The organism is Membranihabitans maritimus (genome assembly GCF_021729145.1).
GTDB classification, from domain to species: domain Bacteria; phylum Bacteroidota; class Bacteroidia; order Chitinophagales; family Saprospiraceae; genus Membranihabitans; species Membranihabitans maritimus.
This window is the reverse complement of the sequence record NZ_JAJSLW010000009.1, coordinates 82,437-109,292: the sequence shown is the minus strand read 5'-3', so window position 1 is coordinate 109,292 and position 26,856 is coordinate 82,437. Positions and strand designations below refer to the sequence as shown.

The window sequence follows — 26,856 nt, the reverse complement described above, 5'->3', positions numbered from 1 at the left end:
CATTATAATATCATTAAATCTTTAGTATATTTTATACTTCAGCTGGTTGAGCTTTCTTTTTCTCTTTAGCTGTTTCTTTATCCTTTCCTGCCCCCAATAGGTCATATAATATCGGAGATGCAATAAATACAGAAGAATACGTACCAAAAATTATCCCAAAAGTAATAGCGAAAGCAAAACCCTTAATGCTACTACCTCCAAAAATCAATAGTAATAAAATAACCAATAAAGTAGTACCAGATGTAATCAACGTACGAGCCATCGTACTGTTAATCGCATCATTTATTAATTGATATCTGGATTTTTTCGAATAACTATTAAAATTCTCCCGAATACGGTCGTATACAATGACTGTATCATTCATGGAATATCCAATCACAGTCAAAAGGGCAGCTATAAAAGCCTGATCAATTTCCAGTGAAAAGGGCAAAATACCTCTGAATAACGAAAATATCCCCAGAATAACTAATGTATCGTGAAAAATAGACATCACAGCTCCCAAACTATATTGCCATTTGCTAAAGCGTATAAATATGTACAAAAAGATGGCGATCAAAGCAAATATAATAGCCTTCCAGGAACTGCTGGCAATATCATCAGCAATTGTAGGCCCTACCTGGCTGGAACTTATGATATGGGTTCCCGCCCCATCCGTAGCTTTGAATTGATCGATATTCAAGTTCCCCCCTACAACGCTGTTTACACCTTCGAAAAGCTTTTCCATTACGCGGGCAGGGGCATCGTTAGCTACATCATCTACCAGGTAAGAAGTAGTAATATTAAATTGGTTTCCAGCATCGATAGATTTAACAATTGGAGCTCCTTCAAAAGGACCTGTCAAAGCTTCCGTCAAATCAGCAGACGAAACATTCACTTCATGGGGAAACTCAATATTATAAGAATATCCTCCTTTAAAGTCCACGCCCAAATCCCATCCTCTGGTAAATATAGATATCAATCCAAGTACGGATAATACAATAGAGAATATATATGCTTTTTTTCTTTTACCTAACCAGTCAATATTGAGATTAGCTAAAACACTTTTAGTACCGGCCCGCCAAAAACCAATCAGGCCATTTCCCCGACTGTTATAATAATCAATAACCAATCTGGTCAACCATACAGCCGTAATAAAGGAGAAGATAACACCCCAAATTAATACCACGGCAAATCCTTTTATCGGACCGACACCGAAATAAGCCAAAATAATAGCTGTAATCAAGGTAGTCACATTCGCATCAATGATTGCAGAATACGAATGTCTAAATCCATTTTTGACAGCATTTAGCACGCTTTTACCATCTCTCAGTTCTTCGCGTATCCGCTCATAAATAATTACGTTGGCATCCACCGCCATACCTATAGTCAGTACAATACCTGCTATACCTGGTAAAGTCAGTACCGTTCCGTAGGAAGCAAGTGCTCCAAATATGAAGAACAAATTCGAAAACAACGCAATAATAGAAACCAATCCACCGCCGGAATAATAGAAAATCATGAACACCATTACCAATAAAAATCCACTTACCAGTGAAATGATACTCTTCCGTATATTATCCTTACCAAGAGATGGCCCTACTAAAGCCTCCTGGATGATTTTGGTCTTGGCCGGTAATTTACCCACTTCCAAAACATTTGCAAGGTCATTACCTTCCTGGACCGTAAAATTACCTGTAATAGAGCTATTTCCTCCCGTAATAGGTTCATTAACCCTGGGAGCCGAAACAACCTCATTATCCAGCACAATGGCTATTTCCCTATTGTTTTGGGCAGCTTTGGTAGTCATATCACCCCATATCCGGGCACCCTGATTATTCATCTTCAAAGTGACAGCTACTTCATTACTTATCGGATCAGGAGCAGCTACCGCATTTACAACCTGCTCTCCGGATAAAGGAGCCTCAGCACCTGCCCTGCCTTTTTTAATAGCATACAATGAATACATATTGGTACTCTCCCCTGTCTCATAATTTCGGGTGGGTTCTGACCCCCATAAAAATTCAAGATCTGATGGAAACATTGATTTTATTTCCGGCATTGCCAAATACTCGGAGATAATATCCCTTTTATTTTTCTCAGCTTGCCCCATTACAGCCAGACCTGATGCGCCGCTAAAATTAGGGGAAAACAAATCGAATAAAGGACCTCCCTGGAATGGATTTTCCTGAACAGGTACGTCGACTATTTCAGTTGTTGAATCACCTGTAGGGTTTCCGAGACTATCCAACACAGCGGTCTTAATTGTATCTTTTCGCATCTTGGGTTCATCCGCCAGGTCCGTAGTATCACCCGATTTAATACTGCGAAGTTTTTCATTCGCCTGACTCAAGGTCTGTAAAAGATTATTATCAGAAATACGGTATACTTCCCAAAATTCAAGATTAGCCTGGGCCTGAAGATAATTACGGGCACGTTCATAATTTTCGACACCCGGTAATTCAACAAGAATAATGTGGCGGTTTTCATCTAATGATACATTCGGTTGAGTAACACCAAATTTATCTATACGGTCTTGAAGTCTTTTATAGGTAAGTTCTACCGTCTCATCAGCTCTTTGCCTTAGCACTGCGATTACTTCCCCATCACCGGAACTGAATGTTAGATCCTCATTGAGGATTTCATTCCGCGCAAAAATATTTGCCAATGACTTTTCTCCGCTAGAAATATTCCAGGCATTTGAAAATGCCGTCATATAATCCGTACCATTCTGTAACATTGCCGTTTCAGCATCCTCTAATGCCTGTCTAAAGGTAGGATCAGTGCTGTTTTGAGATAAATTCAATAACAGGTCTTTAATATCTACCTGCAAAAGGGCACTCATCCCTCCTTTCAAATCAAGCCCCAGGGCCAACTGTTGACTTTTCAGCTCCTCATAGGTATAATCTTTAAATAAAGGAATACTGAAAATCTTTTCGCTTGACATTGAATCCAGATAAGCAATTCTTGCATCCTTCCTGGCCGCTAATTTTTCTTGTGGATCAGAGATGGATTGAGACACATTCTCTGCATATTCTTCTGCTTTATTCTCTACTTTCCACGTAGGGAAGATAAGTATGTATTGAAACAAACATACGATAGCGAATAAAATCAAGAAAAATTTAATAACTCCTTTTGCTTGCATGTTATATATTAACTTTTATTCTAATAACGCATAAAAACTGCGCAAATATAAGGTTTAGCACGAATTATTCATACGAATTATGTGATTAATGCCCCCCTCTTTGACAAAATTATTGATTTTCAATAAAATATACCAATATTTTGAATGTAAAAACAATCTTATTGGCTGTGAATGTCCGCAAGTAAAGGTGTTAATAAATCTTTATGAATAATCTGGTTATTGAAAATTAAATAAAAAGTTTTCTTATATTCAACCAATCAGATTAATCCTCAATACATCAATTATTTAATCATTTAAACATTTAATTAAAATGGGAATATTTTCATTTCTAAAAAAAGCTGGGTCAAGCCTTTTCAAAAAAGATGATACTAAATCAGAAAAAGAATTAGCTGAACAAAAAAAGCAAATCCTTGAAAAAACGGTTAATGATCTGGGGTATGAAATTGACAATTTTTCGCTTGATGTAACCGGTGATACAGTTACGGTATATGGAAAAATTGATTCACAGGAAGAGAAGGAAAAAATAATTCTTGCACTGGGTAATGTAGAGGGCATAGCCTCAGTAGACGACAGAATTAATGTAGTGACGCCAAAACCGGAATCAACCTTTTATGAAGTCGTTAGTGGTGACTCTCTTTCAAAAATAGCTAAATTGCACTATGGCGATCCAATGAAGTACCCATTGATATTTGAAGCAAATAAACCTTTGTTAAGTGACCCGGATAAAATTTATCCCGGACAAGTTCTCAGAATTCCGCCTTTAAATGAATAACAACTTTCAATAAGAAAATAAGAGCTTGATTTGACGAGAAGGATGGATGAGCAGATTGCATAACAAAATTTGATTACTACCTTTCGCCTCACCTTAATTTTCTGTTGTTCCTGCCATCATCAAAATGTCAACAAACTCAATATTTCAAACGGGCTGTTCGATTATTTCGAACAGCTTTTTTTAATGACTTCGCCAGAAAAAAGGCGTAAGAATCACATATATGGTAAAAAGTTCCAACCGCCCCAGCAACATAAGAAACGACAAAAACCATTTTATAAAATCATTAAATCCATCAAAATTATCCACAGGCCCCACTTCTCCAATACCCGGTCCAACATTACTCAAACTGGTGGCTACCGCACCTGAGGCCGTAATCAAATCAACATCTGCAGATACCACAATAAGAGTACCGATAACAAATGTACCGATATATAATAATAAAAACACTAGAATGTGAGTCAGCACACGGGGCGGAACAATTTTCTTATTAATTTTCAATCGGATCATAGCCCTTGGATGTAATAGCCTTTTGAATTCCAATATTGAATTTTTAAAAAACACGATATGGCGGATCAATTTGATCCCACCCGCAGTTGATCCTGCACATGCGCCTAAAAACAGCATGACAAAAAACAATAAGGTCAGCCCTTCTGTCCAGGATGTATAATCAGCAGTGACAAATCCAGTGGTCGTAACTATAGAAATAATCTGGAAAGAAGCTTCTCTAAAAGATTGTTCCAATGGTATATCGGTTACTCTGTAAACCTGAATAGTAACTACTAAGATCAGGGAAAAAACAATGATACAATATCCTTTTAATTCATCGCTTTGAAATACTTGTTTCAATTTTCCCCGTAATGCCAGGTAGTGAAGGGAATAGTTAACACCCGCTAAAAACATAAAAACAATTATAACATACTGAATTCCGGTACCATAATGTGCCACGCTCGAATTTTTGGTACTAAAACCTCCTGTAGCCATGGTAGTAAGGGCGTGGTTAATACTGTCAAACCAATTCATACCAAAAATTCTCAGTAAAACGGAAAGTATAACCGTTAATCCCAAATAAATAAACCACAACGACTTTGCGGTATCCTTAATTCTGGGATGCAACTTTTCTGAAGTTGGACCCGGTGCTTCAGCAACGAATAATTCAATGCCACCAATCCCCAATAGTGGTAACAGTGCTACAGTCAATACAATGATCCCCATTCCTCCTATCCATTGGGTAAAACTTCGCCAGAATAATATATCCTCCGACATACTCTCAATATCGTTGAGAACGGTAGCTCCCGTTGTGGTTAATCCGGACATCGTCTCAAAAAAAAGATCTGTTGCCGAATCAAAAACACCTGACAACAAATAGGGTATTGAGCACGCAATCCAAAGGGTAATCCATGCCAGTGCCACGATGAGATACCCCTCCCTTTTATTTACATTTTTATCTTTATTTTTTGAACTGAGTTTCAAAATGACACCGAGAATAATACATATTAAGGAGCTACTGACAAATGTATCAAGATGAGTGGTTTTGTAGTAAATTGAAATGGGTATACAAAATGAAATTGAAATGCCGATTATAAACAGCAATGCACTAAGGACTCGCAAGATTGCTCCAAAACGAATTCTACTCATTATCTAAACATCTTTTCGACCTTCCCAATGGATTCCGGCTCTGAAAATACAATAACTTTATCTCCCAATTTCAACTGGAAATCACCTTTAGGGATATAGCCTTCTTCATTTCTGATCACACCGGCAATAAGAGCTTTCTCCGGAAAATTTAATTTACTTAATGGTTTTCTGGTAAGTTTATTCTCTCTACTTACATTAAATTCAATAATCTCAGCATCTACACCGTGAAGGCTCGCAATCGCTTCAATCTCCCCTTTCCTTACAAATCGAAATATGTTATTTGCAGCGACCAGTTTAGTATTGATCAGAGTATCAACTCCCATATTCTGTGAAAGCCTTATATAGTCAGCGTTGTCAACCAATGCTATTGATTTAATCGAACTATCACAATCTTCAGCCATCAATGAAGCAATTATATTGGACTCGGAATTAGGTAATAAACTTATTAGGGCATCCATTTCTTTCAGACCTTCTTCTTTAAGAATTTCCAGGTTAGTAGGATCTCCTTTAATCACCAGTGAGTGGTCGAGATTTTCTAAAAGCATCTTACAATTATTCTTATCCGATTCCACAATCGTCACATTATAATCTTTTTCCAACATACTGGCCGTCAATCGGGTGACCTCTTCACCTCCCAAGATCATTACATTCTTTACCTTTTTTTTCATTTGACCCGCAAAAGCTGAAACTTTATCAATCTCTTCTTTTTTAGCCATTAAATATATGTGGTCTTTAGGACGTACTATTGTCGAACCTCTTGGCCGAATGGTATTATTACCACGTAAAATCGCTATAGGACGGAATGGAATATCCGGAATAAGCTTATCAATTTCAAGTATATTCTTTTTCGCCATAAAAGAATGCTCACTTACTGTCAATCCAATAACAGATAATTTTCCTTCTTCAAATTCGAAAATATCGGTTAATGCTGTCTGCTCCAACAACCTACTTATTTCTTTTGCCAAAAGATAATTTGGGGATATCATAGTGTCAATCCCCAATTCGTTGAAGATATTACGCTGGTTTTCATCTAAAAACTCGGGGTTCTCAACACGTGCAATAGTCTTTTTTGCCCCCATCTTTTTAGCAAGTATTGCAGAGACAAGATTGGTATGTTCCGAAGTTGTCACAGCCATAAATAAACTCGCTTTATGAACTTCGGAATTGGCAAGAACAGACCTAGAAGAAGCATCTCCTTTGATCGGGAGTATGTCCAATTTATTAAATGCGGAGTCCAAAGCTTCTTGATTGGTATCTATTAGGATTGTTTCGTGATATTCATAAGATAATAATTTCGCCAGGTGATACCCGACCTCTCCGGCACCAGCAATTACAATCTTCATATTTTATTAATTTTATCCATTTGATCAGTTCAAGTTAGTATCCATTATCATATTTATCTTTGTCCCTGAAAAATGAATACATTGCTAATTTTAATATTGCAATAAATTATGCAAATTTATATTAAATTTTATTTGAACAATGAAGATTTTAATGATATGTCTTGGCAATATATGCAGATCACCGCTCGCTGAAGGAATACTCCGGGATAAAATAAATAGAAATAATTTGGAATGGGAGGTAGATAGCGCAGGAACCAGTGGCTGGCATAACGGAGAACTTCCGGACTCCCGATCCATAAATGTGGCTCTGGAAAATGGAATAGATATCACAGGCCAAAGATCTCGAAAAATCCGATCCATTGACATTGATAATTTTGATTTACTCCTGGTGATGGATGAAAAAAACAAACAAGACGTCCTAAAGTATTGCCAAAATGAAATCGAAAGGAAAAAAGTTATAAAAATCATGAGTTTTACTGGGCAACAATCTGATGTACCAGACCCCTATTTCGGTGAATTTGGATTTGAAAACGTCTTCAATATGCTTGACGAAGCTTGTGAATATATTATTAAAAATTATATGTAAACAGGTAATAACCGGGATATTAAAAGAAGGAATTACTATCGTGATAGGCCTGGTGCATTGGCACATGAGATTGGATTATATAATAACGAAGCCGTAAGAGCAGTAAAATCTAATATCAGTTAAAAACCTAATAAGACAGGTTCTTGGGGAAAGCGAATGCAACCATATTCTAAATGTATTATCTAAAATAAGTCTTAAAACAGATTCTTATATTTATTAATTTTATTAAAACAAGTGACGGTGTTTCGTCATTATATTTACAGTTAATCAAAAGATAAAATATGATAAGCAAAGAAATGCAATCGAGATTAAATGATCAAATACAAAAAGAAGGAAATGCAAGTTTCCTATACTTATCCATGTCTGCCTGGTGTGAAGACCAGGGATTAAACGGGTGTGCCAAATTTATGCGAAGACAATCGGATGAAGAGCATATGCACATGATGAAACTCATTGATTATATGTTTGAAATGGATGCCAGGGCCATAATATCATCCATTGATCAACCACCATCAGAATTTGACGATCCAAAATCTTTATTCGAAGAAGTTCTGGAACACGAAAAAAGAGTTACCCAATCCATCAACGAACTGGTAGAATACTCAATGGTGGAAAAAGACCACAGTACTTACAATTTTCTCCAGTGGTATGTAGAGGAACAACGCGAAGAGGAAAATTTAATGAGAAGTATACTTGATCGTATTTCCCTGATCGGAGATGCACCTCAAAAACTGTATTTTATTGATAAAGAATTGGAAGCAATTAACAATGCTGTAGAAAATTCAGAGGAGATTTAATGGAATTTACCCTATCTATTTTTACATTGCAGGTTTTTTGAATGATTGATTATGGCGGGTCGATTAAAAATAGAAAGGGAAATGCTAAAAAGGGACAAACTCAGAACCTTTTTTAGAGTTTTCAAATACATGAAATCCTACCTGGGATATTTTATCTTCGGGATGACAATGCTTGCACTATCAAGCATTATGATGATGGTATTTTTGTTTGTTGCAGGAGAAATGGCTAATGCAGCGAACGGAGAGTCCCGTTTCGATTTATCAGTATCCCAGTTTGGTTGGGTTTTTCTAGTTTTACTTGTTGCTCAGGGATTATTTTCGTACCTGCGAGTAGTGTCTATGGCTGTAGTTAGTGAAAATGGAATGGCCGATTTACGGAAAGCTCTTTTTAATAAAATAGCCACATTGGGAATCCCTTACTTTGAAAGTGTCCGGATTGGTGAACTTACATCGAGAATGACCAATGACATCGAAAAATTACAATCTGTATTTTCTGTTACCATAGCAGAATTTTTTCGACAAATAATTACACTAATAATAGGTATTGGGGTCCTGGCCTGGCTAGCACCTCAATTGTCTTTGATTATGTTGATCAGCGTACCTGTCATAGTGTTGATTGCTCTTTTCTTCGGCCGTTATATCCGCAAACTTTCCAAAGAAAGACAAGAAAAAATTGCCGGAGCAAACACTATCGCTGAAGAAGTATTACAGAACTTCCAAATCGTAAAATCATTCACCAATGAATATTTCGAATCCCTCAGATATGGAAAATCAATAAGTGAAGTGGTCACTATTTCTATCCGATTTGCCAAATGGCGGGGATTATTCTTCATGTTTATTATCACCCTTTTATTCGGTGGCATCTTCTTTGTCCTATGGCAAGGGGCAATGATGGTAGAAACCGGAGAAATGAAATTAGGGGACTTATTTTCTTTTATCATGTATACAGGAATGATTGGAGGTGCAATTGCGGGTTTGGGAAGTCTGACCACAGAACTGATAAGTGCAGTAGGAGCCACTGATCGTGTCTTTGAATTAATGGACCAGGAATCCGAAGTGCAAATTGACGCAAGCAACCATACCAATACCAGGTTTGAAGGACATGTAGTCTTCCAACATGTATCATTCAGCTATCCCTCCAGGCCAGATGTCAAGGTTTTGGAATCAATTGACTTAGATATCAAACCCGGTCAAACAATAGCCCTCGTAGGACCTTCAGGAGCGGGAAAAAGTACCATTACATCTCTCCTTCTGAATTTTTATAAATATGATTCCGGGAATATAAAAGTCGATAATATAGACCTGAACAATATTCCATTAAACGATTTGCGAAAAAATATAGCCATTGTACCACAAGACATAAGTCTATTTGCAGGGACAATACGAGAAAATATCCTTTATGGAAGAGCATCAGCATCAGAAGAAGATATAATAAATGCCGCCGAAAAAGCCAACGCGTTGGAATTCATCAATTCCTTTCCGGATGGACTTGATACCATTGTTGGTGAAAGAGGAGTAAAAGTTTCAGGCGGTCAACGGCAACGCCTAGCTATCGCACGAGCTATACTGAGAGACCCTTCTATCCTTATCCTTGATGAAGCTACCTCAAGTTTGGATGCGGAATCGGAAAAACTCGTACAAAATGCATTGAACACATTGATGAAAGGGCGGACTGCTATAGTTATTGCCCATCGTCTATCTACTATTAGGAATGCCGATAAAATTTACGTCCTGGAAAAAGGAAAGATAAAAGAATCTGGCACCCATGAAGAGCTTATGGAAAACCCGGATGGCTCATATAATCACCTGGCTCGGCTGCAATTAGAAACAGAAAATTAATAATGCAGGTCAATAAAAACGTATCACTACAGGCTTACAACACCTTTGGCATTAAAACAGCCTGTGGAGAATTAGTGATTCTGGAAAGTAAAGCAGATATTGAAAAAGCATTTGACCTATTCCCACAATCAATTATCATTGGTGGAGGTAGTAATATTTTACTTGCTAAAAATCCCATTCATTCCGTCATTTTAAATCGTATTACCGGAATAAAAATAATATCTGAAAATGATAAAGGAGTACAAGTATCCGTTGGCTCCGGTCATAATTGGCATGAATTCGTTCGTTGGGCGGTAAGCCAAAATCTAGGAGGAATAGAAAACCTGTCATTAATACCCGGGACCGTCGGCGCAGGCCCTATACAGAATATAGGAGCATATGGTACAGAAATTAAAGATGTCCTGGAAAAGGTTGAATTCTATGATTTTGAAAAGAGAAAATTTCGGTCCTTATTGCCAGAACAATGTCATTTCGGTTATAGGGATAGTGTATTTAAAAATCATCTCAAAAATAAAGGGTTTATTTCTCAAGTCTTTTTCAACCTTACTAAGTCTTCTTATTACGAAGTAAACCTTTCGTATAAAGGACTTACGGATTATCTGAATAATTTGAATATAAAATCTCCTACTATTACTGAGGTCAGTAACGCCGTTATAAGCATCCGCCAATCAAAGCTCCCGGATTGGAAGGAATTGGGAAATGCAGGATCATTTTTCAAAAATCCAGAAATTAATATTGATTTATTCAAAAAAATAAAACAATCATATCCGGAAGCTCCCTCCTATCCAATTGACTCTAAAACCATTAAGATACCAGCAGCTTGGCTAATTGAAACCTGTGGATTTAAAGGGGTACAATACGGCAATGTAGGTTGTTATTTAAATCAACCCCTTGTCATTGTGAATTATGGTAATGCTTTACCTGCTGAAATCATTGATTTAAAAAACCATATCCAAAATCAAGTACTTGATAAATTCGGTATTGAATTGGTTCCTGAGGTGACTATTGTCCAATAATTGGAGAAAGATCTTTTATTTGTTTTGGGGTAATCTCTTAAATTTATTATTTATACTTTACCTTTAAAGCTCATTGATTTCAACCATTATTCTATGAACGTCTCCATTCCATTAAATTTGTACTCGTTTAATTCCTTAATTCTTATCTGCTTTTTATTTTTGCTGAGCAGTTGCAACCCTTCTGAAAAAACAGGTATTGTTCCTGTCCAAGGAAAACTAGATAACCTTAAAAAAGAATACGTACCCGATCGCCGAGTTCAGATATTTGATTTTGAGATTTCAAAAGATGGAACCCGAGTTATCGGTTCGACTTCCAATGAAGAAGCCTATCAACAGGTAATCGAACTCAAAACCTTTTACCCTAATATCAACCTCGATTCATTTTTTCTCTCGACCCCGCTTGGACAAGCTCTTGTGAACGTTTCAGTCTGTAACCTTCGCTCTCTGCCAAAACATTCCGCGGAATTAGTAACGCAAGCATTATTGGGCCAACCTATGACAATATGGAAAAAAGAAGGAAGCTGGCTTTATGTCCAAACGGTTGAAAAATACTTAGGATGGGTAGATGCTGGTGCCATAACTGAATTATCCAAAAAAGATATGGCTACTTATGGAACCAAAAATAAGGTGATGTTTACAGATGATTTCGGTATATGTATTGAAAAACCGGAAAACAGTAGTGGCGTTGTATCTGATATTGTAGCCGGGAATATTCTTGTCCAATCAGGTTTACAATCGGGCTTTTATAAGGTTGTGTTTCCGGACGGAAGACAGGGTTATATACCCTCCCATTCTGCCAACCCTGTCCGCGAAATTCTCAACAACCCGGTTCCAGACTGGGCAAAAATCGAAAAAACCGCCAGGCGGTTTATGGGAAGACCATATCTTTGGGGAGGGACATCAGGAAAAGGTGTCGATTGCAGTGGATTCACTAAAATGGTTTACTATCTGCATGGTTTACTATTACCAAGAGATGCTTCTCAGCAAGTTCATTCCGGAAAAGAAGTGGCCATTGACCATCTCGAAAACCTGCAACCTGGAGACTTCCTGTTTTTCGGAGAAAAAGGAAAAAATGGGAAGAACGATCGTGTAACTCACGTTGCTATCCATTTAGGAGATGGCAAAATAATTCATTCCTCAGAAAAGGTCCGTATAGAAAGTATCAATCCCGGAGATGAAGACTATAACCCTTATCGCAAAAAGACTTTACTTTCAGCAAAGCGAATGATTTCCAATGGTATTATAAATAATGGAGTCTTAAAACTTGATGAAAATGAAATGTATGACGTTTTCTAATTATTCGTGGTTATCTATTTTCATTATCCTTCCATTTCAAATGATCAATGGTCAAACTAATTCCTATTCTTCAATTAATCAATTCATTCAAACAGTTGAATCGACGGATTCGCCTTTTCAGATTGAAGCAGACGATTTATCAGAATTCACAATTCAAATCTACTGGATTAATACTGACCGAAGATATACTGATTGCTTTGTCGACAGGTTGGAATCATATATTGATGCCGGAAAAATTGACCTGGAATACCGATGGACCTGGCCTACAAAGGATACTCAAAATTCATTAACCATTTTTGTCATAGATCCGGAAACAGAAATTCCGGATACAATTGTTCAGGATCGTGCCTTGATAATCTCTGCAGGAAAAAGGCTTAAATCCACTATTCCCCGACAAATACCCTCATATTCGATAGGAGACAATTACAATGGATTTATTTTTGATCTTCTTGCCCAGTACTTATTTAAAGGTATTCGCATAACGGAGAAAAGAACGTTAGCGACAGATACAAGGCTTTCATTTCTTTCCCCTGGTTACATGGGGCTGGATAGTCAATGGCTCAATTTTCAATTGGATTCAATTCTTCAATCAGGAATTGATTCAATGGCTTACCCTGGTGCTGAAATAGTTATAGTCTATAAAGGCTCAGTTATATATCAAAAATCTATTGGATACCATTCTTATGATAAGAAATTTCTAGTCCGTGACAGAGATCTGTATGATCTGGCGAGTGTAACCAAGGTGACTGCAGGTGTAAGCTCTTTAATGTCATTATACGATAATGGGGAATTTCATATCAATGAACCGTTAAAAACGTATTTTCCCTTTCTGGCCCACTCAAACAAGGGCGACTTATCCATGAAACGAGTTCTTACCCATAGCGCCGGACTCAAACCTTATATGGTATACTACAAAATGGCTGAATCCAACAATGGGAAATTTCAAAAGCACACATTGTCTCCCACCCGGCACGGTGAATTTTCATATCCCATAACGGACTCAATTTATGCTTCTGATAAATTCAACAAATTCATTTATAACGCCATTGATACTTCCGGTCTGAACCCCGGAAATAAATATGTTTATTCTGGCCTTTCCTTTTTATTATTTCCTGATTTGGTAAAAACCAAAACCGGAAATACTATTGATCAATTTTTATATACCACGGTTTACGAACCTATGGGGGCCCATAAAATAAAATATAATCCGTTAAGTTACTATCCATTAAATCACATGCCTCCAACAGAAATGGATAATTTCTGGCGAAATCAATTAGTACGGGGCAAGGTCCACGATGAAGCTGCAGCTGTTTTGGGTGGTGTATCCACCAATGCCGGTTTGTTTTCCAATGCACTGGATTTAGCAAAATTAGGTGAAACATGGAGAAGAAAAGGGACATACGGAGGAAGACAATATTGGGAGACTGCTACTTTAGAATTGTTCACGAAATGCGGTTATTGTGAAGAAGGTAATCGCAGGGCACTTGGATTTGACCGCCCACCTTTACCCAAAAGCGATTATTCCAGTTATATGTCTCCGCTAGCTTCACAAAGCAGTTATGGACACAGTGGGTTTACGGGCACTATGATCTGGATAGATCCTGAATACTCATATACATTTGTTTTCTTGAGCAACCGGGTCCATCCTACCCGTTCGAATACCAAATTATACTCGCAAGATATCAGATCCAACCTACACAGTGTGTTATATGAAGAACTAAATAAAAAGAGCCGTTAGAAAAATTCCAAACGGCTCTTTTTGTTTTTATAATTACTGCGGATATTATTCTGTAACTAATTTAACTGCTAATTGGCCTAATCGGGTAGAATATCCCGCTTCATTATCATACCAACTTACTACTCTTACAAATTCGTCATCTACAGTTGTCAATTCGGAATCAAAAATAGAGGAATAGGTAGAACCTACAATGTCACTAGATACAATTGGATCTGTCTCAAACTTAAGGATTCCTTTCATGGGGCCCTCAGCTTGCTTTTTAAATATTTCATTCACTTCTTCTGCAGAAGTCTTCTTCTCTACTTTCACTGTTAAATCAACAATTGATCCGGTTATTGTAGGCACTCGAAATGCCATTGCCATAATTTTGTCGCCAATCTTAGGATATACCAACCTTACAGCCTTTGCAGCTCCTGTGCTTGTAGGAACAATATTTTGTGCTGCAGCCCGGGCTCGTCTAAGGTCTCCATGCGGAGCATCCTGAATATTTTGATCCGATGTATAAGCATGAATGGTGCTCATACTACCGAGGATAATACCAAAATTTTCATCCAATGTTTTTACTACAGGTGCCAAACAATTGGTCGTACAAGAGGCATTAGAAAATACCGTTTCTTCCACATCAATTTCATCGTGATTAACACCTAAAACAATGGTTTTTACATCTCCGCCTTTGGCAGGAGCAGATATTAATACTTTCTTTGCACCGGCCTCCAAATGCATAGATGCTTTAGACCGGTCTCTAAAAATACCTGTACATTCCAACACTAAGTCTATACCAAGATCTTTCCATGGCAATTTCGAAGGATCTCGCTCAGATAATGCTACAATTTTATTCCCATCTACAAAAATATTTTCATCATCTGCTTTTATATCATGGTCTAATGACCCATGGGCAGTATCGTATTTCAGAAGATGGGCCAACGTAGCATTATCAGTCAAATCGTTAATAGCTACTACATCAACTTCGTCATTATCCAATAGACTTCTGAAAGTCAATCTTCCAATTCTTCCAAAACCATTAATTGCAATTTTTTTAGGCATAAATTTCTTTTTTTATTTCAAAAACTCAGTGAATGTAAAATTTGGAATTCCTCCCAAAAACAAGCCGTAAAGGTAGTTAATTTTTTATTAATTCAGCCGCCCAAAAATTTTTGCAAGAAAAATGAATATTTTTTTTGGAAGTAAAAATTTCCTTATATATTTGCCATCGCTTTTGAAAGATATGGTAACACGGCCCGTTCGTCTAGGGGTTAGGACGCCAGGTTTTCATCCTGGTAACAGGGGTTCGATTCCCCTACGGGCTGCCAACGGGAACTACCCTGATTTCTTCACTGAGATCAGGGTTTTCTTTTATCCTTTAATTTTTTTGCTATAATTTTGTACTTCCATACTGAAGGGCCGTTTTGGTAATATTTGGGTTGCTAAAAAACTAGATATAATTTTGCCTTAAGCATAATGTATGGTCACCCGCTGACAATATTTCTAGTTGAGATTTTTTTTTATCAGTTTTATAAGCGCAATGATTGGTTACTATGCCAATCATATACGAGAAGTCTGATAAACTCCAGGTAAATAGTAAACTCTTTCTGTATACCATTGAAGGCAATTAAAAGGTAAAGTACACAGTACAAATTGAAACTTTTTCAGTAAAAATTTGATTCCATTGTGTTAAACTACCTTTATTCATGATTTTCTCACGAATAATAGCATATTTGTACCCCAGAATGAATTTTCAGAGTCATAAATCAAAAAGATTGTGAACATAACCCATTCAAAGGAATCAGCTATATCCAATATCAACAAATTATCTGCTGATAATAAGGCGTTCTTCTTTATGATCAATTATGATCAAAGCAAAACTATTGTACTTCCTATATCTGAACTCAAGAATCAGAGAAAAATCCAATTTGCCGTACCGGGATTTGATAGCAGTGTATTAAATACTAATGCCATATCCATTGCAGGAGAAAAAGAATCTCTAAATCAAGGAGAAAAAGAAGTTCCTGATTTTTTCCTGGATTCGACCCCACTCGATTTTGAGGATTATGCAAAGATGTACCTAAAAGTCAAGAATGAAATTGAAAACGGCAACACTTACCTGTTAAACCTTACGACTCAAACACCGATATATACTAATTTGGGTTTGCAAGACATATATAAGCACGCAACCGCTAAATATAAACTATATTACAACAATCAGTTCACCGTATTTAGTCCAGAGACATTTATTACCATTAAAGACGGTATAGTAAAAACCTATCCGATGAAAGGCACAATAAATGCTGATCTACCTAATTCGAAGAATCAATTGGCAAACAATCGCAAAGAAATGGCAGAACATGCTTCCATTGTTGATCTTTTGAGGAATGATCTCGGATCTGTTTCAAATAACATTAAAGTAAATCGCTTCCGATATTTTGAATATATCAGCACTTCCCACAAAAACCTATGGCAGGTGAGTTCTGAAATCCAGGGAGAATTACCCAAAAATTATAAAAGTTCGTTGGGGTCAATTATTTTTAAACTTCTTCCTGCTGGTTCTGTAACCGGGGTTCCCAAACAAAAGACACTGGAGATCATTAAAGAAACAGAAGGATACGATCGCGGTTTTTATACTGGAATTTTTGGTTATTACGATGGTGCGAACCTAGAATCTGCTGTAATGATTCGTTTTATTGAAAAAATAAGAAATCAATTGTGGTATAAAAGCGGAGGCGGTATACATGAATTAAGCAATCCGAAAGAAGAATACGAAGAACTTATTAATAAGATTTATGTCCCGATTCCTGGAAAGTATTTGTATAAATAAGAAAATAGCGGAAAATCTTCCCCTTCATCAAGCAAGAATGAACCGGACCATCCGGGATCATTACGGCCCGAATGCTACTACTCCAAACCTCCGTGAAGTAATCAAAGCAAACTACCTCGATCCTGACGTCAGATATAAGTGCAGAATTCTTTACGACCGGGAAATCTCCCAAATAGAATTTCATCCCTACGTGGCTAAATCGATAGATACTCTTGAATGCGTGATTAATAACACCATTGATTATAGCTATAAACTTACTGACCGAAAGGTTCTAAACAATCTCAAGGCAACCTCCGGGGCCGACGAAATTATAATTATCAAAAACGGCCTTATAACTGACAGCCGTTACTCAAATCTTGCATTTCTTAAAGATGGATCATGGTACACTCCCTCTACCCCACTTTTAAAGGGAACGAAAAGACAAAAATTAATCAAAGAAGGGATGTTACATGAAACTCTTTTAAAAAAAGAGGACTTAAATTCTTTTGAAAAAGTAAAATTAGTCAATGCTATGTTGGACTGGGGAAAAGCACCGTCTATCCCCATCAAAAATATAAAAATATAAAACAAAAAGCGGGAATATCCCCAATTGGATATCCCGCTTCCCTACTTCAAACAAATCGCCGAAAAAATGTTTTGTATTTTGTTATAGTAGTAACATCAAAAATTTATGAGAAGTTGTATTATTTTTAATATTTCTTTCTTAAAGTCTCCTTAAAAATCAAGTGTTAAAGATTCAAAATGAAACATTTGTCTATAATAAAATGAATTTCGTCGGTGAAGCAATGCTATTAATGCATATCAAGAAAAATTGGATATTTTATTCAGCAATAAATTAAAATTAATACTATCAGATTTAACCGCAAAACCATTTTCAATGTCACTAATCAGGTCAACAAAACGCAAAAAGTCCGCAAGTAATAAAATAGGATTACCTCCGGGGTCGCTCGTATACGTCGGTAAAGATTCCAATGAACCTACTCAGATAGAATTAATACAGTATGATGAAAACGAAAGTGTCAAAACTGAAATTCAAAAAGTAAAAGAGCTAAAATCATTTATTACTGATAAAAAAGTTAACTGGGTAAATATCGATGGGATACATAATATTGATGTAGTGGAATCAATAGGGAAAATTTTCAACATTCATCCTTTGGTACTCGAAGATATCCTCAATACGGACCAAAGGCCGAAATTTGACATTTATGAAGACTATTTCTTCGTCAGCCTAAAGGTGGTAACCAAGAGCGATTCCGATGCCAATGTGTACAATGTCGAACAAATAAGTTTTATCCTGGGAAATCAATATCTTCTGTCATTTCAGGAAAAATCCGGGGACATTTTCGGGCCTGTTCGGGAAAGATTAGAACTTCCCATCAGTAGAATTAGGCACAGCAGGGAAGATTATTTATTATATGCCTTGATAGATTTAATCGTTGATAATTATCTTTCCGTCATTGAAAACGTAGGAGAAAAAATCCAATTTTTAGAGGCTCGAATTTCAGATAATCCTAAAGAAAAGCATTTAAAGAAAATTATGATCCACAAAAAGAATCTCTTGGATCTCCGGCGGATAATTACGCCATTAAAAGAATCCCTATTCAAAATGCAGGGATATGAAACCTCTTTTATTGATCCTAAGAATGAAATTTTCTTCAGGGATGTTCACGACCACATCAACACTATTCAAGAATTGATTGAAATATACTTCGAAATAAACAAGAGCCTCAGGGAATTATACATGTCCAATATCAGTATGAAGACTAATGAAGTGATGAAGTTACTAACCATAATAAGTACACTTTTTATCCCTTTGACATTTATTGTTGGTGTATACGGTATGAATTTCACCAACATTCCCGAACTGGACAACCCCAATGGATATTTCTATGTTTGGGGTGTTATGATCGTAATTACTCTGATCTTGATATACTATTTCAAAAGAAAAAAATGGATTTAGTGTTTTGCATCAAATGAAATTTTATTTTGAATTATCGAATTATAATTGCGAAAAATTTTAGATATTTGCAGTCATTTTCTATTAAAACAGATAATTATGTTCAATCCCTGGCACGAAGTAAATATTGGCGACAAAATTCCCGAAATGGTAAACGGGATAATTGAAATTCCAAGAAACAGTCGGGCCAAATATGAATTGGACAAAGACAGCGGTTTACTTCGCCTTGACAGGGTGTTGTATTCTTCCGTCAATTACCCGGCGAATTACGGTTTTATTCCACAGACCTACTGTGAAGATCGCGATCCATTGGATATACTTATCTTGTCGCAAATGGATATTGTCCCCATGTGTATAGTAGAGTCCAATGTAATCGGTGTTATGCGCATGCTTGACGGTAATGAAAAGGATGATAAAATCATAGCGGTAGCCTCTAACGACAAAAGCGTAAGCCATTACAACGATGTATCCGAACTACCCGACCACTTCTTTCTCGAACTACAAAGTTTTTTCGAAGACTACAAAAAACTCGAAAATAAAACCGTAACAGTTGAAGATTTTCAAAACAAGGATGTCGCCCTCGAGGTCATAAATGACGCCATTAATCTTTACCAAAAACACTACGGCGGGAAACTATGATTCTATTCTACACTAAAAATATGTTTAGGGCAAAATTTAATTGATAGTGGGCAAGCCAAGTACATTGTGGTAAACCTTTGTTTCCGACGCTGACAGGTCTTTTGACGCTGTCAGCGTTAAAAGGATTAAACCCGTTAGCGTCCGTAGGTCCTGACGGCGTTAATTAAATCAGCGACCTTTAATTTAATAATATACGAAGCATCCCAACCAATATTTTAGTCGAAAGAACTATTTAACACTTTAGCAACAAATCGCTATAAACCTGCATAGAGTGGCAATACAGGCGTTTGAATCCGCACAAATAAAAAAAATAAACTTATCCACCAACCTTCGGTAATTCACCTCCGTCTTACTTACAAAATTAAATGACAAAATCAATCAGTTGAAAATCATAAAATGAATAAGATAATTGGCATTAATATTTTGGGGTTAATACTATTATTTAGTTGTGAAGCGGAAAACATAATAAAAGACAAAAGGGAGTACCGGGAAAATGACAAACCAGAAATCCCCTCTGCTAGAGAATTAAACATGAATGGCGATACTCTTGTGGACTTTACTATAGAATATGGTGAAGGAGTAGCGGATGGTGTTGACACATTTTACTATTTTATTACTGGTGGAATTCATCCGGAAGGGACTAATGAAATACTTCGACAAGAAAACTATAACCTCCTATTTTCTAAAGCCGGAGATACTATTTTTAGAGAATACAGCGACAAAATTTGGGAAGGTCAATTTTCAAGTCTAATCTCTATTACTTCAGACTTTAGCTATTGGAATAACGAATGGCGGATTGGCCATAACGATACAGAAGCAAATAATTTCCTGGTTTTTAAAATAAATAATATTACACCGTCTCTAATCGGCTGGATGAATATCAATTTAAACCCCCAAACCGGAGAGATAGATATCATTGACTTTAACTCTTCTCATCAATCAACAATGATCGTGGGGCAATAAGAGCATTTAATAACTAAATCAATTTTTTAACTAAATCAATTTTTATGAAATTTAATTTTTTAAATTCGGTGTTGATCGTTTTTGGATTAACTTTTGCTTTAGCATCTTGCGATAAGGATGAAGACAACAATCCGGACCTTCCGTATGATGATGTATTTGGTACCTGGGAATGGATTTCTACCTCATTGGAGTCCGGGGAAAAGATTATTGCAGACTCCGTAGAATATACACAAAGTCTGGAAATAACACAAGCTGAGGTATATACCTGGACGCTAAGTGATTCTACGGTTACTGATTCAGTTGTTTTTACTTCCGATTTTGAAATATTCCAGGATACCATCAATTCTGAGGACGATGCGGAATATTTCTTTGATTTTGATGTCAACACTGCTGAAGATCAATCGTTCTATATAAAGAGTCAGGATACCTTGTATCTCGAGGATCAATGTGATAATTGTGATTCTCATATCTTTGTACGGAATTAGATTGTTTAATTACGCCTCTTTTGAGGCCTACAATACATGTTTGGAAAAAGGAAAGGTACTGAAATAGACAAAATTATTAATGGTTGCATCAAAAACGACCGAAAAAGTCAAAAAATACTGTATGACCAGTATTTTGAGAGGCTCTATGAACATTGCCAATCCTATAGATTGTCGGAAGTGGACAGCATTTCCCTTATTAATGCTACCATGTTGAAAGTGTTTCAAAACATTCAATCCTTTAACCGTCAAGGGGCATTAGGTAGCTGGATACACATGATACATAAAAGGGTTATTCTTGACCATTTCCGACAATTAAATCGACAAAAGGATATCCACAATCCCGAACTGGTAACACTCAATGGATCCACATTCGACGAAAATAAATCCTGGTCAGATATTGAATACATCAAACAAGCAATGAATGATCTACCCAAAAAATCACAAAAAGTACTTAAATTATATGCTATAGAAGGGTATAGCCACAAAGAAATCGCAAAAAAACTCAAAATAAGTGAAGGAACTTCAAAATGGCACTTGAATAAGGCGAGACATTTAATGTCTGAAATGCTCAAAAAAGACAATGAATAAAAAAGATAAAATAGAACAACTTAAGAACCAGGGATGGGAAAATATGGAATCGTTGTTAGACGAGCACCTTCCCGAAAATAATACCCGGAGAAAAGGAGGCATTTGGTGGATAGCTGCCGCCTCTGTTCTCCTCTTGATCGCCATTCCTTTTTTAGTATACCGCAACCAGGAAACAACACCACCTTCATACACCTTTACCAGTAAAGACATTCTCTCTACCGAAAATAATACCGATAAAAGTATTCGACCATCCACTCCAATTACTAAAGACATCAATGAATCAGATTTTTCCGGCAACAACCCTCTCTCATTTCCTTCCCCTAAAAATGAAGATAGAGAATCCGATGATGTAAGTATTGTAGATCAAAAATCACCTCTCCCTGAAAGCAGCGATATCGCTTCAAATACAATAAAGGGCCAACAAGTCAAAATTTCACCATTAGAGAAAAATACCAGCCCATTGCAAATAAAAGAAAGTGGAATCGCGGAAAATTGGAGGAATACCGATTATCAACCAACGGCTACCGGTTCAAAAGGTTTGACCTATCTACCGACCCCATCACCTAATATACATTACTTCCAACAGCTAAATGTTGAACAGAACCCGGCCACATTTGATATTTCGGGTAAATCAAAGACCTGGAATTTGCGTGCCATGGCTTTTGCAGAATCAACCTGGGCATTTGCTGATAATTTCGGTTTTCTTTCTTTAGGGCCTGGAATAGTATTAAAAAAAGGGAAATGGACAGGAAAGTTGGCTGCAGGCTTTTCCCTCCCACTACCTGCTAGAAAGTCTATTTCTTCTGTAGAAAGTAATTTTAGCGAGAAGTATAACTTTAGTAGCCCAGAATTTGATCAAAATAATGTTACCCAGGGCAATTCAAGTTCGATATACCAACGACACTATCAATCCAAACCCGGTTTCACAATCCGGGGCTCACTTCAATATCAGGTAATTCCACAACTGAGCATTGGAGTTAAAGTTGGACACTTTTTGTTTAAGTATAATTACGAACAAACGGCATCAGGCAACCAGATCCCCGCTAAAATCTCGACACAGCCTGAATCTCAAAATAGCATTTTATATTCAGGCCTTTCTATGAATTACCATTTAAACAGTCATATATCCATTAGTATTGGAGGAAATTTGTTGAATATTGACGATATGGAAAATGCGTTTTTAGTACCTGCTTTTGGATTGCAATATGTATTATAAATCACCAAAATACATTAATTACATTTCATTTCTCTTCACTACACAATTACGCTAAAAATCTACGAGTATTGTAGAAGTAAGCAAAAGGCATGAATGATCTAAGTTTCTAGAAAATTTTAGGATTCGTAGCACCTGAGAATTAAGAAGGTTCGACGGAAGGGCACAAATACTTTGTGGCTTTTAGAAGCTCCTATCGGCATAAAGATCCCTATTTTCAAGTGATGACTCCATAATCTTAATTATCTAGCTTGGACTGAGAAGTGGAATCCGCTAAATTGCTGTATGTTGATAAAGTAAAGGAACCTAGTGGATTAATTTACTTGCCTACTGGGTTCTCCGAACCTATAACTATTCGTGGAGCTAAGCGTAAATTATCAATCAACCATAAGTACCCAAAGCTGTCTACCATTTTCCTACTGGACGATTTTACAATACATTAATAAAACATTAGGATTATCTGAGAATTGGAAAAATTCCCGTTTTTATTGTATTTTCCAACTCTTTAATTTTGACCTACATGAAAGAATCACAAATTGTCAACAGGGATGTCAGTTGGTTGTCCTTTAATGCCAGGGTATTGCAAGAAGCGAAAGATCCCCTTAATCCCCTTTTTGAAAGAATTAAATTTTTAGCGATATATTCATCTAATTTAGGAGAATATTTTGCCGTACGGGTTTCTCAACATCGAAATCTATTAAGACTGGGGAAAAAAGAGAAAAAAGAATTTCATCTCGAGACGATGGATGTGCTGGACCAGATGCTGGATATTGTTACAGAACAACAAAAAGAGGTGAGTCGCATTTTTGATGAGGAAATCGTTCCCGACCTCCAAAAAGAAGGCATCAGGTTATTGCGTAGACTGGACCTTAATGAGGAGCAAAAGACATTTGTGGAAGACTATTTCCACCAATATATGCTGCCATATGTCCAACCCGTTTTATTGGTCAAGGATATGGTTCGGCCGTTTTTAAACAACGCCGAATTGTACCTCGTCGTAGATATGAAAGAAAAGATCAAGGTCGAGAAATCTAAGCCGAAATCACAATACGGAATTGTAAAAATCCCTTCCGATCACCTTGGACGTTTTATCCAACTTCCTTCGAAAAAGAACTTACACGACGTAATCATCATAGATGATGTGGTACGTCATAGTATCTCCTGGCTATTCCCTGGTTATGATATTATTGATACATATTCCATAAAGCTCACAAGAGACGCAGAACTATATATCGACGACGAGTTTTCAGGAGACCTGATATCAAAAATAAAAAATAGCCTGATCAAAAGGAATATTGGTCCTGCATCACGATTAGTATACGATCGGGATATGCCCAAAAAATTGTTAAAGTACCTTCAATCTGTACTGGAAATAGAAGACCTTGACCTCATTCCTGAAGGAAGATACCACAATAATTTTGACTTTTTCAAGTTTCCCAATTTTGGAATGGAACACTTGAAACTAAAGCCATTGGAACCGCTGGAATACTCTCCTCTTGAACACAGTGAAGATATCTTTGAGACCATGAAGGAAAAGGATCATCTGGTAATGTTCCCTTTTCATAAGTATGAGTCTGTCGTTAGATTATTCGAAACTGCAGCCGAAGATCCGACAGTTACCCATATAAAAATCATCCAATATCGGGTAGCACAAAATAGCCGGATCATGAATGCATTGATGAAAGCCTCGGAATCCGGGAAAAATGTATCTGCCTTTATAGAAGTAAAAGCGCGTTTTGATGAAGAAGCCAATCTCAGTTGGGGTGAAAAGCTGGAAAAGGCAGGAGTCAAAGTCCATTACAGTTTCCCGGGACTCAAAGTCCATTCTAAAAGTACGCTTATCAGAAGAATAGAAAATGATGAAGGTGTATTATACTCATATCTCAGTACCGGTAATTTCAACGAAGACACAGCTCGTATTTACAGCGATTTTGGAATGTTCACAGCTTCTAAAGAGATTTGCCAGGAAGTATCACGGTTATTTTCTGTACTGGAGACGGTACGCCTCCCCAACAGGGCCTTCAAACACTTACTGGTCGGTCAATTTAACTTAAAAAATTCACTGATCGAGTTCGTTCAAAATGAAATAGAGGAAGCTGAAAAAGGAAACAAGGCAGAAATTTTTATCAAGGTAAATAGCCTGCAGGACCAAGAGATGATAGATCTGTTATATAAGGCATCAGAAGCCGGAGTAAAGGTTCGAATAATTGTACGGGGCATTTGTTGTCTGATTCCAGGGGAAAAAGGATTTAGTGAAAATATTGAGGCCATAAGTATAGTCGACAGGTACCTGGAACATGCCCGGGTTTTCATATTTCATCATAAAGGAGAACCGAAGATGTATTTTTCATCCGCAGACTGGATGACCCGAAACTTGAATTACCGAATCGAAACGGCCATTCCCATTTATGATCCTTCCATGTTCAAGATCATTCACGATATTATGGAATTGCAATGGAGCGATAATGTAAAGGCAAGAAAAATTGATGGTAAAGGAACAAATATGTACATTCGCAGGGAAAATGACATCCGGATCCAAAGCCAGGTGGAGACGTATTATTATTTTAAAAGACTAGAAGAAGAATATCAACATTCATTAGAAGTAGAACAGAATGAGTAATTTAACCAATATTTCACCAGTAGACGGGCGGTATGCCTCGAAGACAAGCAAACTAAAAGATTATTTCTCTGAATATGCACTTATCAAATACCGTGTAATTGTAGAATTAAAATATTTTACCGCCCTTACCCGACTGCCAATAACCACACTTTCAAATTTCACCACCAATCATTTAAATACTATTGAGAAATGGATAGAAGAATTCTCGGAAAAGGATGCTGCTGAAATTAAAGAAATAGAGAAGATTACCAACCACGATGTCAAAGCTGTTGAGTATTGGATAAAAAAACAATTTGATAACCAACAATGGGATAACTGGAAAGAATACATTCATTTTGGATTGACGTCGCAAGACATTAACAACACCTCAATTCCTATGATGATCCAGGATGCCATCAATAAAGTATATGTACCCCAATTGAACGATATTATTGTCCAATTGGTAAATAAAGCTGGAGATTGGGAAAATATTCCTATGTTAGCTAAAACTCACGGACAACCGGCATCACCCACTAAATTAGGAAAAGAATTCCAGGTCTTTTTGTATCGATTAAAAACCCAATTATCTACTTTGCAGAATATACCTATTTCAGGGAAATTCGGGGGTGCTACCGGCAATTTCAACGCCCATAAAATTGCTTTCCCCGAAATAAATTGGCCTGAATTCGCTAACGGATTTTTGCAAAATGATTTGAAAATTGAAAGGCAACAATGGACCACTCAAATCGAGAATTATGACAATATGGCTGCACTATTTCAAGGTATTAGCCGTATTAACACTATTCTGATCGATTTATGCCGAGATATTTGGCAATACATATCACAGGATTATTTCAAACAAAAAATTGTTGCCGGAGAAGTAGGATCTTCAGCCATGCCCCATAAAGTAAATCCAATTGACTTTGAAAATGCAGAAGGAAATCTCGGAATAGCCAATGCATTATTCAATTTCCTGGCAGAAAAATTACCTATTTCCAGGTTGCAAAGGGACCTCACAGATAGCACAGTAACCCGTAATATCGGTGTCCCATTTGCACATTCAATGATTGCCTTATTGTCTCTAAAAAAAGGCCTCAGTAAAATAATATTAAATCAAGGGGCTCTGGAAAAGGACCTCAATGATAATTGGGCCGTAGTAGCTGAAGCTATTCAAAATATTCTAAGAAGGGAGAACTATCCAAACCCGTATGAAACCTTAAAGGAATTGACAAGGACCGGAAATAAAATTACCGAAGAAACCATTCAATCTTTCGTTGATAATTTGAAAATTAGTGAAACGGTAAAGAAAGAAATAAAAAGTATTACACCTTTTAATTACACTGGGTATTAATCCAAATTAATTAAACTAACACATTAAATAAATCATCATAAATAATTAAAAATAAACATATTAAAACAAGTAATATGTAGTAATCATTGATTGAATATTTCAATAA

At 36.7% G+C, this 26,856-nt stretch carries 21 protein-coding genes and 1 tRNA gene; 18 read left to right on the top strand and 4 right to left on the bottom strand.

The genetic code is table 11. From position 1 onward, the window contains the following. Window positions 1-31 precede the first annotated feature (31 nt). Window positions 32-3,121: a protein translocase subunit SecDF gene (gene secDF / locus LVD47_RS12355; RefSeq protein ID WP_236976428.1), complete on the bottom strand. Its 3,090-nt coding sequence runs from the start codon at window positions 3,119-3,121 to the stop codon at window positions 32-34. Window positions 3,122-3,431: 310 nt separating this feature from the next. Here secDF and lysM point away from each other — a divergent pair, with 310 nt between their 5' ends. Then, window positions 3,432-3,893: a peptidoglycan-binding protein LysM gene (gene lysM, locus LVD47_RS12350; protein WP_236976426.1), complete on the top strand. Its 462-nt coding sequence runs from the start codon at window positions 3,432-3,434 to the stop codon at window positions 3,891-3,893. A 180-nt stretch (window positions 3,894-4,073) separates the two neighbouring features. Here lysM and LVD47_RS12345 read toward each other — a convergent pair whose 3' ends face one another. Together LVD47_RS12345 and trkA are read right to left on the bottom strand one after the other, a co-directional pair. Then, window positions 4,074-5,528 carry a TrkH family potassium uptake protein gene (locus LVD47_RS12345; protein ID WP_236976424.1) on the bottom strand — a complete coding sequence of 485 codons (1,455 nt, stop codon included), beginning with the start codon at window positions 5,526-5,528 and terminating at the stop codon, window positions 4,074-4,076. Beyond that, the gene (gene trkA / locus LVD47_RS12340) at window positions 5,528-6,871 is read right to left on the bottom strand and encodes a Trk system potassium transporter TrkA (protein ID WP_236976422.1); all 1,344 of its coding nucleotides are present in this window, start codon (window positions 6,869-6,871) and stop codon (window positions 5,528-5,530) included. The genes LVD47_RS12345 and trkA overlap by 1 nt, the downstream gene beginning before the upstream one ends. Before the next feature lie 139 nt (window positions 6,872-7,010). Between trkA and LVD47_RS12335 the strand changes: the two genes are divergently transcribed. From LVD47_RS12335 to LVD47_RS12310, 6 genes are all read left to right on the top strand, one after another. Then, on the top strand, window positions 7,011-7,457 hold the full coding sequence (locus LVD47_RS12335; RefSeq protein ID WP_236976421.1) for a low molecular weight protein-tyrosine-phosphatase: 447 nt from the start codon (window positions 7,011-7,013) through the stop codon (window positions 7,455-7,457). 281 nt (window positions 7,458-7,738) lie between these two features. Further along, window positions 7,739-8,254, top strand: coding sequence for a ferritin (locus tag LVD47_RS12330; RefSeq protein ID WP_236976419.1), 516 nt, complete (start codon window positions 7,739-7,741; stop codon window positions 8,252-8,254). Between the two features lie 51 nt (window positions 8,255-8,305). Next, entirely contained in the window at window positions 8,306-10,093 is a 1,788-nt protein-coding gene (locus LVD47_RS12325) for an ABC transporter ATP-binding protein (RefSeq protein WP_236976417.1), read from the top strand. Between the two features lie 2 nt (window positions 10,094-10,095). Beyond that, complete coding sequence (gene murB, locus LVD47_RS12320) at window positions 10,096-11,109, top strand: UDP-N-acetylmuramate dehydrogenase (protein ID WP_236976415.1); 1,014 nt, start codon at window positions 10,096-10,098, stop codon at window positions 11,107-11,109. A gap of 93 nt (window positions 11,110-11,202) precedes the next feature. Continuing rightward, window positions 11,203-12,405, top strand: a complete 1,203-nt coding sequence (locus tag LVD47_RS12315) for a C40 family peptidase (protein WP_236976407.1) — start codon at window positions 11,203-11,205, stop codon at window positions 12,403-12,405. Further along, window positions 12,392-14,143, top strand: a complete 1,752-nt coding sequence (locus tag LVD47_RS12310; RefSeq protein WP_236976399.1) for a serine hydrolase domain-containing protein — start codon at window positions 12,392-12,394, stop codon at window positions 14,141-14,143. The genes LVD47_RS12315 and LVD47_RS12310 overlap by 14 nt, the downstream gene beginning before the upstream one ends. A gap of 45 nt (window positions 14,144-14,188) precedes the next feature. Here the strand turns inward: LVD47_RS12310 and gap are convergent, their stop codons facing one another. Next, window positions 14,189-15,187, bottom strand: coding sequence for a type I glyceraldehyde-3-phosphate dehydrogenase (gene gap, locus LVD47_RS12305; RefSeq protein ID WP_236976397.1), 999 nt, complete (start codon window positions 15,185-15,187; stop codon window positions 14,189-14,191). Window positions 15,188-15,378: 191 nt separating this feature from the next. Here gap and LVD47_RS12300 point away from each other — a divergent pair. The 11 genes from LVD47_RS12300 (at window position 15,379) to purB (ending at window position 26,750) form a co-directional block, all read left to right on the top strand. Next, window positions 15,379-15,453: transfer RNA gene (locus LVD47_RS12300), tRNA-Glu, on the top strand. Window positions 15,454-15,902: 449 nt separating this feature from the next. After that, window positions 15,903-16,955 (top strand): aminodeoxychorismate synthase component I, encoded by a 1,053-nt coding sequence (locus LVD47_RS12295; RefSeq protein WP_236976384.1) that lies wholly within the window; start codon window positions 15,903-15,905, stop codon window positions 16,953-16,955. Then, window positions 16,921-17,520, top strand: a complete 600-nt coding sequence (locus LVD47_RS12290) for an aminotransferase class IV (RefSeq protein ID WP_236976382.1) — start codon at window positions 16,921-16,923, stop codon at window positions 17,518-17,520. Before LVD47_RS12295 ends, LVD47_RS12290 begins: the two co-directional genes overlap by 35 nt. Window positions 17,521-17,832: 312 nt before the next feature. Further along, entirely contained in the window at window positions 17,833-18,915 is a 1,083-nt protein-coding gene (gene corA / locus LVD47_RS12285) for a magnesium/cobalt transporter CorA (RefSeq protein WP_236976373.1), read from the top strand. A 96-nt stretch (window positions 18,916-19,011) separates the two neighbouring features. Then, on the top strand, window positions 19,012-19,551 hold the full coding sequence (locus tag LVD47_RS12280; RefSeq protein ID WP_236976371.1) for an inorganic diphosphatase: 540 nt from the start codon (window positions 19,012-19,014) through the stop codon (window positions 19,549-19,551). A 396-nt stretch (window positions 19,552-19,947) separates the two neighbouring features. Further along, a complete protein-coding gene (locus tag LVD47_RS12275) occupies window positions 19,948-20,514 on the top strand; it encodes a hypothetical protein (RefSeq protein WP_236976369.1) in 567 nt (188 codons plus the stop codon). Between the two features lie 44 nt (window positions 20,515-20,558). Continuing rightward, the gene (locus LVD47_RS12270; RefSeq protein WP_236976367.1) at window positions 20,559-20,999 is read left to right on the top strand and encodes a hypothetical protein; all 441 of its coding nucleotides are present in this window, start codon (window positions 20,559-20,561) and stop codon (window positions 20,997-20,999) included. A gap of 36 nt (window positions 21,000-21,035) precedes the next feature. Further along, window positions 21,036-21,587, top strand: a complete 552-nt coding sequence (locus LVD47_RS12265; protein ID WP_236976365.1) for an RNA polymerase sigma factor — start codon at window positions 21,036-21,038, stop codon at window positions 21,585-21,587. Further along, window positions 21,580-22,803 carry a hypothetical protein gene (locus LVD47_RS12260; protein WP_236976363.1) on the top strand — a complete coding sequence of 408 codons (1,224 nt, stop codon included), beginning with the start codon at window positions 21,580-21,582 and terminating at the stop codon, window positions 22,801-22,803. The genes LVD47_RS12265 and LVD47_RS12260 overlap by 8 nt, the downstream gene beginning before the upstream one ends. Window positions 22,804-23,320: 517 nt before the next feature. Continuing rightward, entirely contained in the window at window positions 23,321-25,420 is a 2,100-nt protein-coding gene (gene ppk1, locus LVD47_RS12255) for a polyphosphate kinase 1 (RefSeq protein ID WP_236976361.1), read from the top strand. Further along, entirely contained in the window at window positions 25,413-26,750 is a 1,338-nt protein-coding gene (gene purB, locus LVD47_RS12250; RefSeq protein ID WP_236976359.1) for an adenylosuccinate lyase, read from the top strand. Before ppk1 ends, purB begins: the two co-directional genes overlap by 8 nt. Window positions 26,751-26,856: the final 106 nt, after the last annotated feature.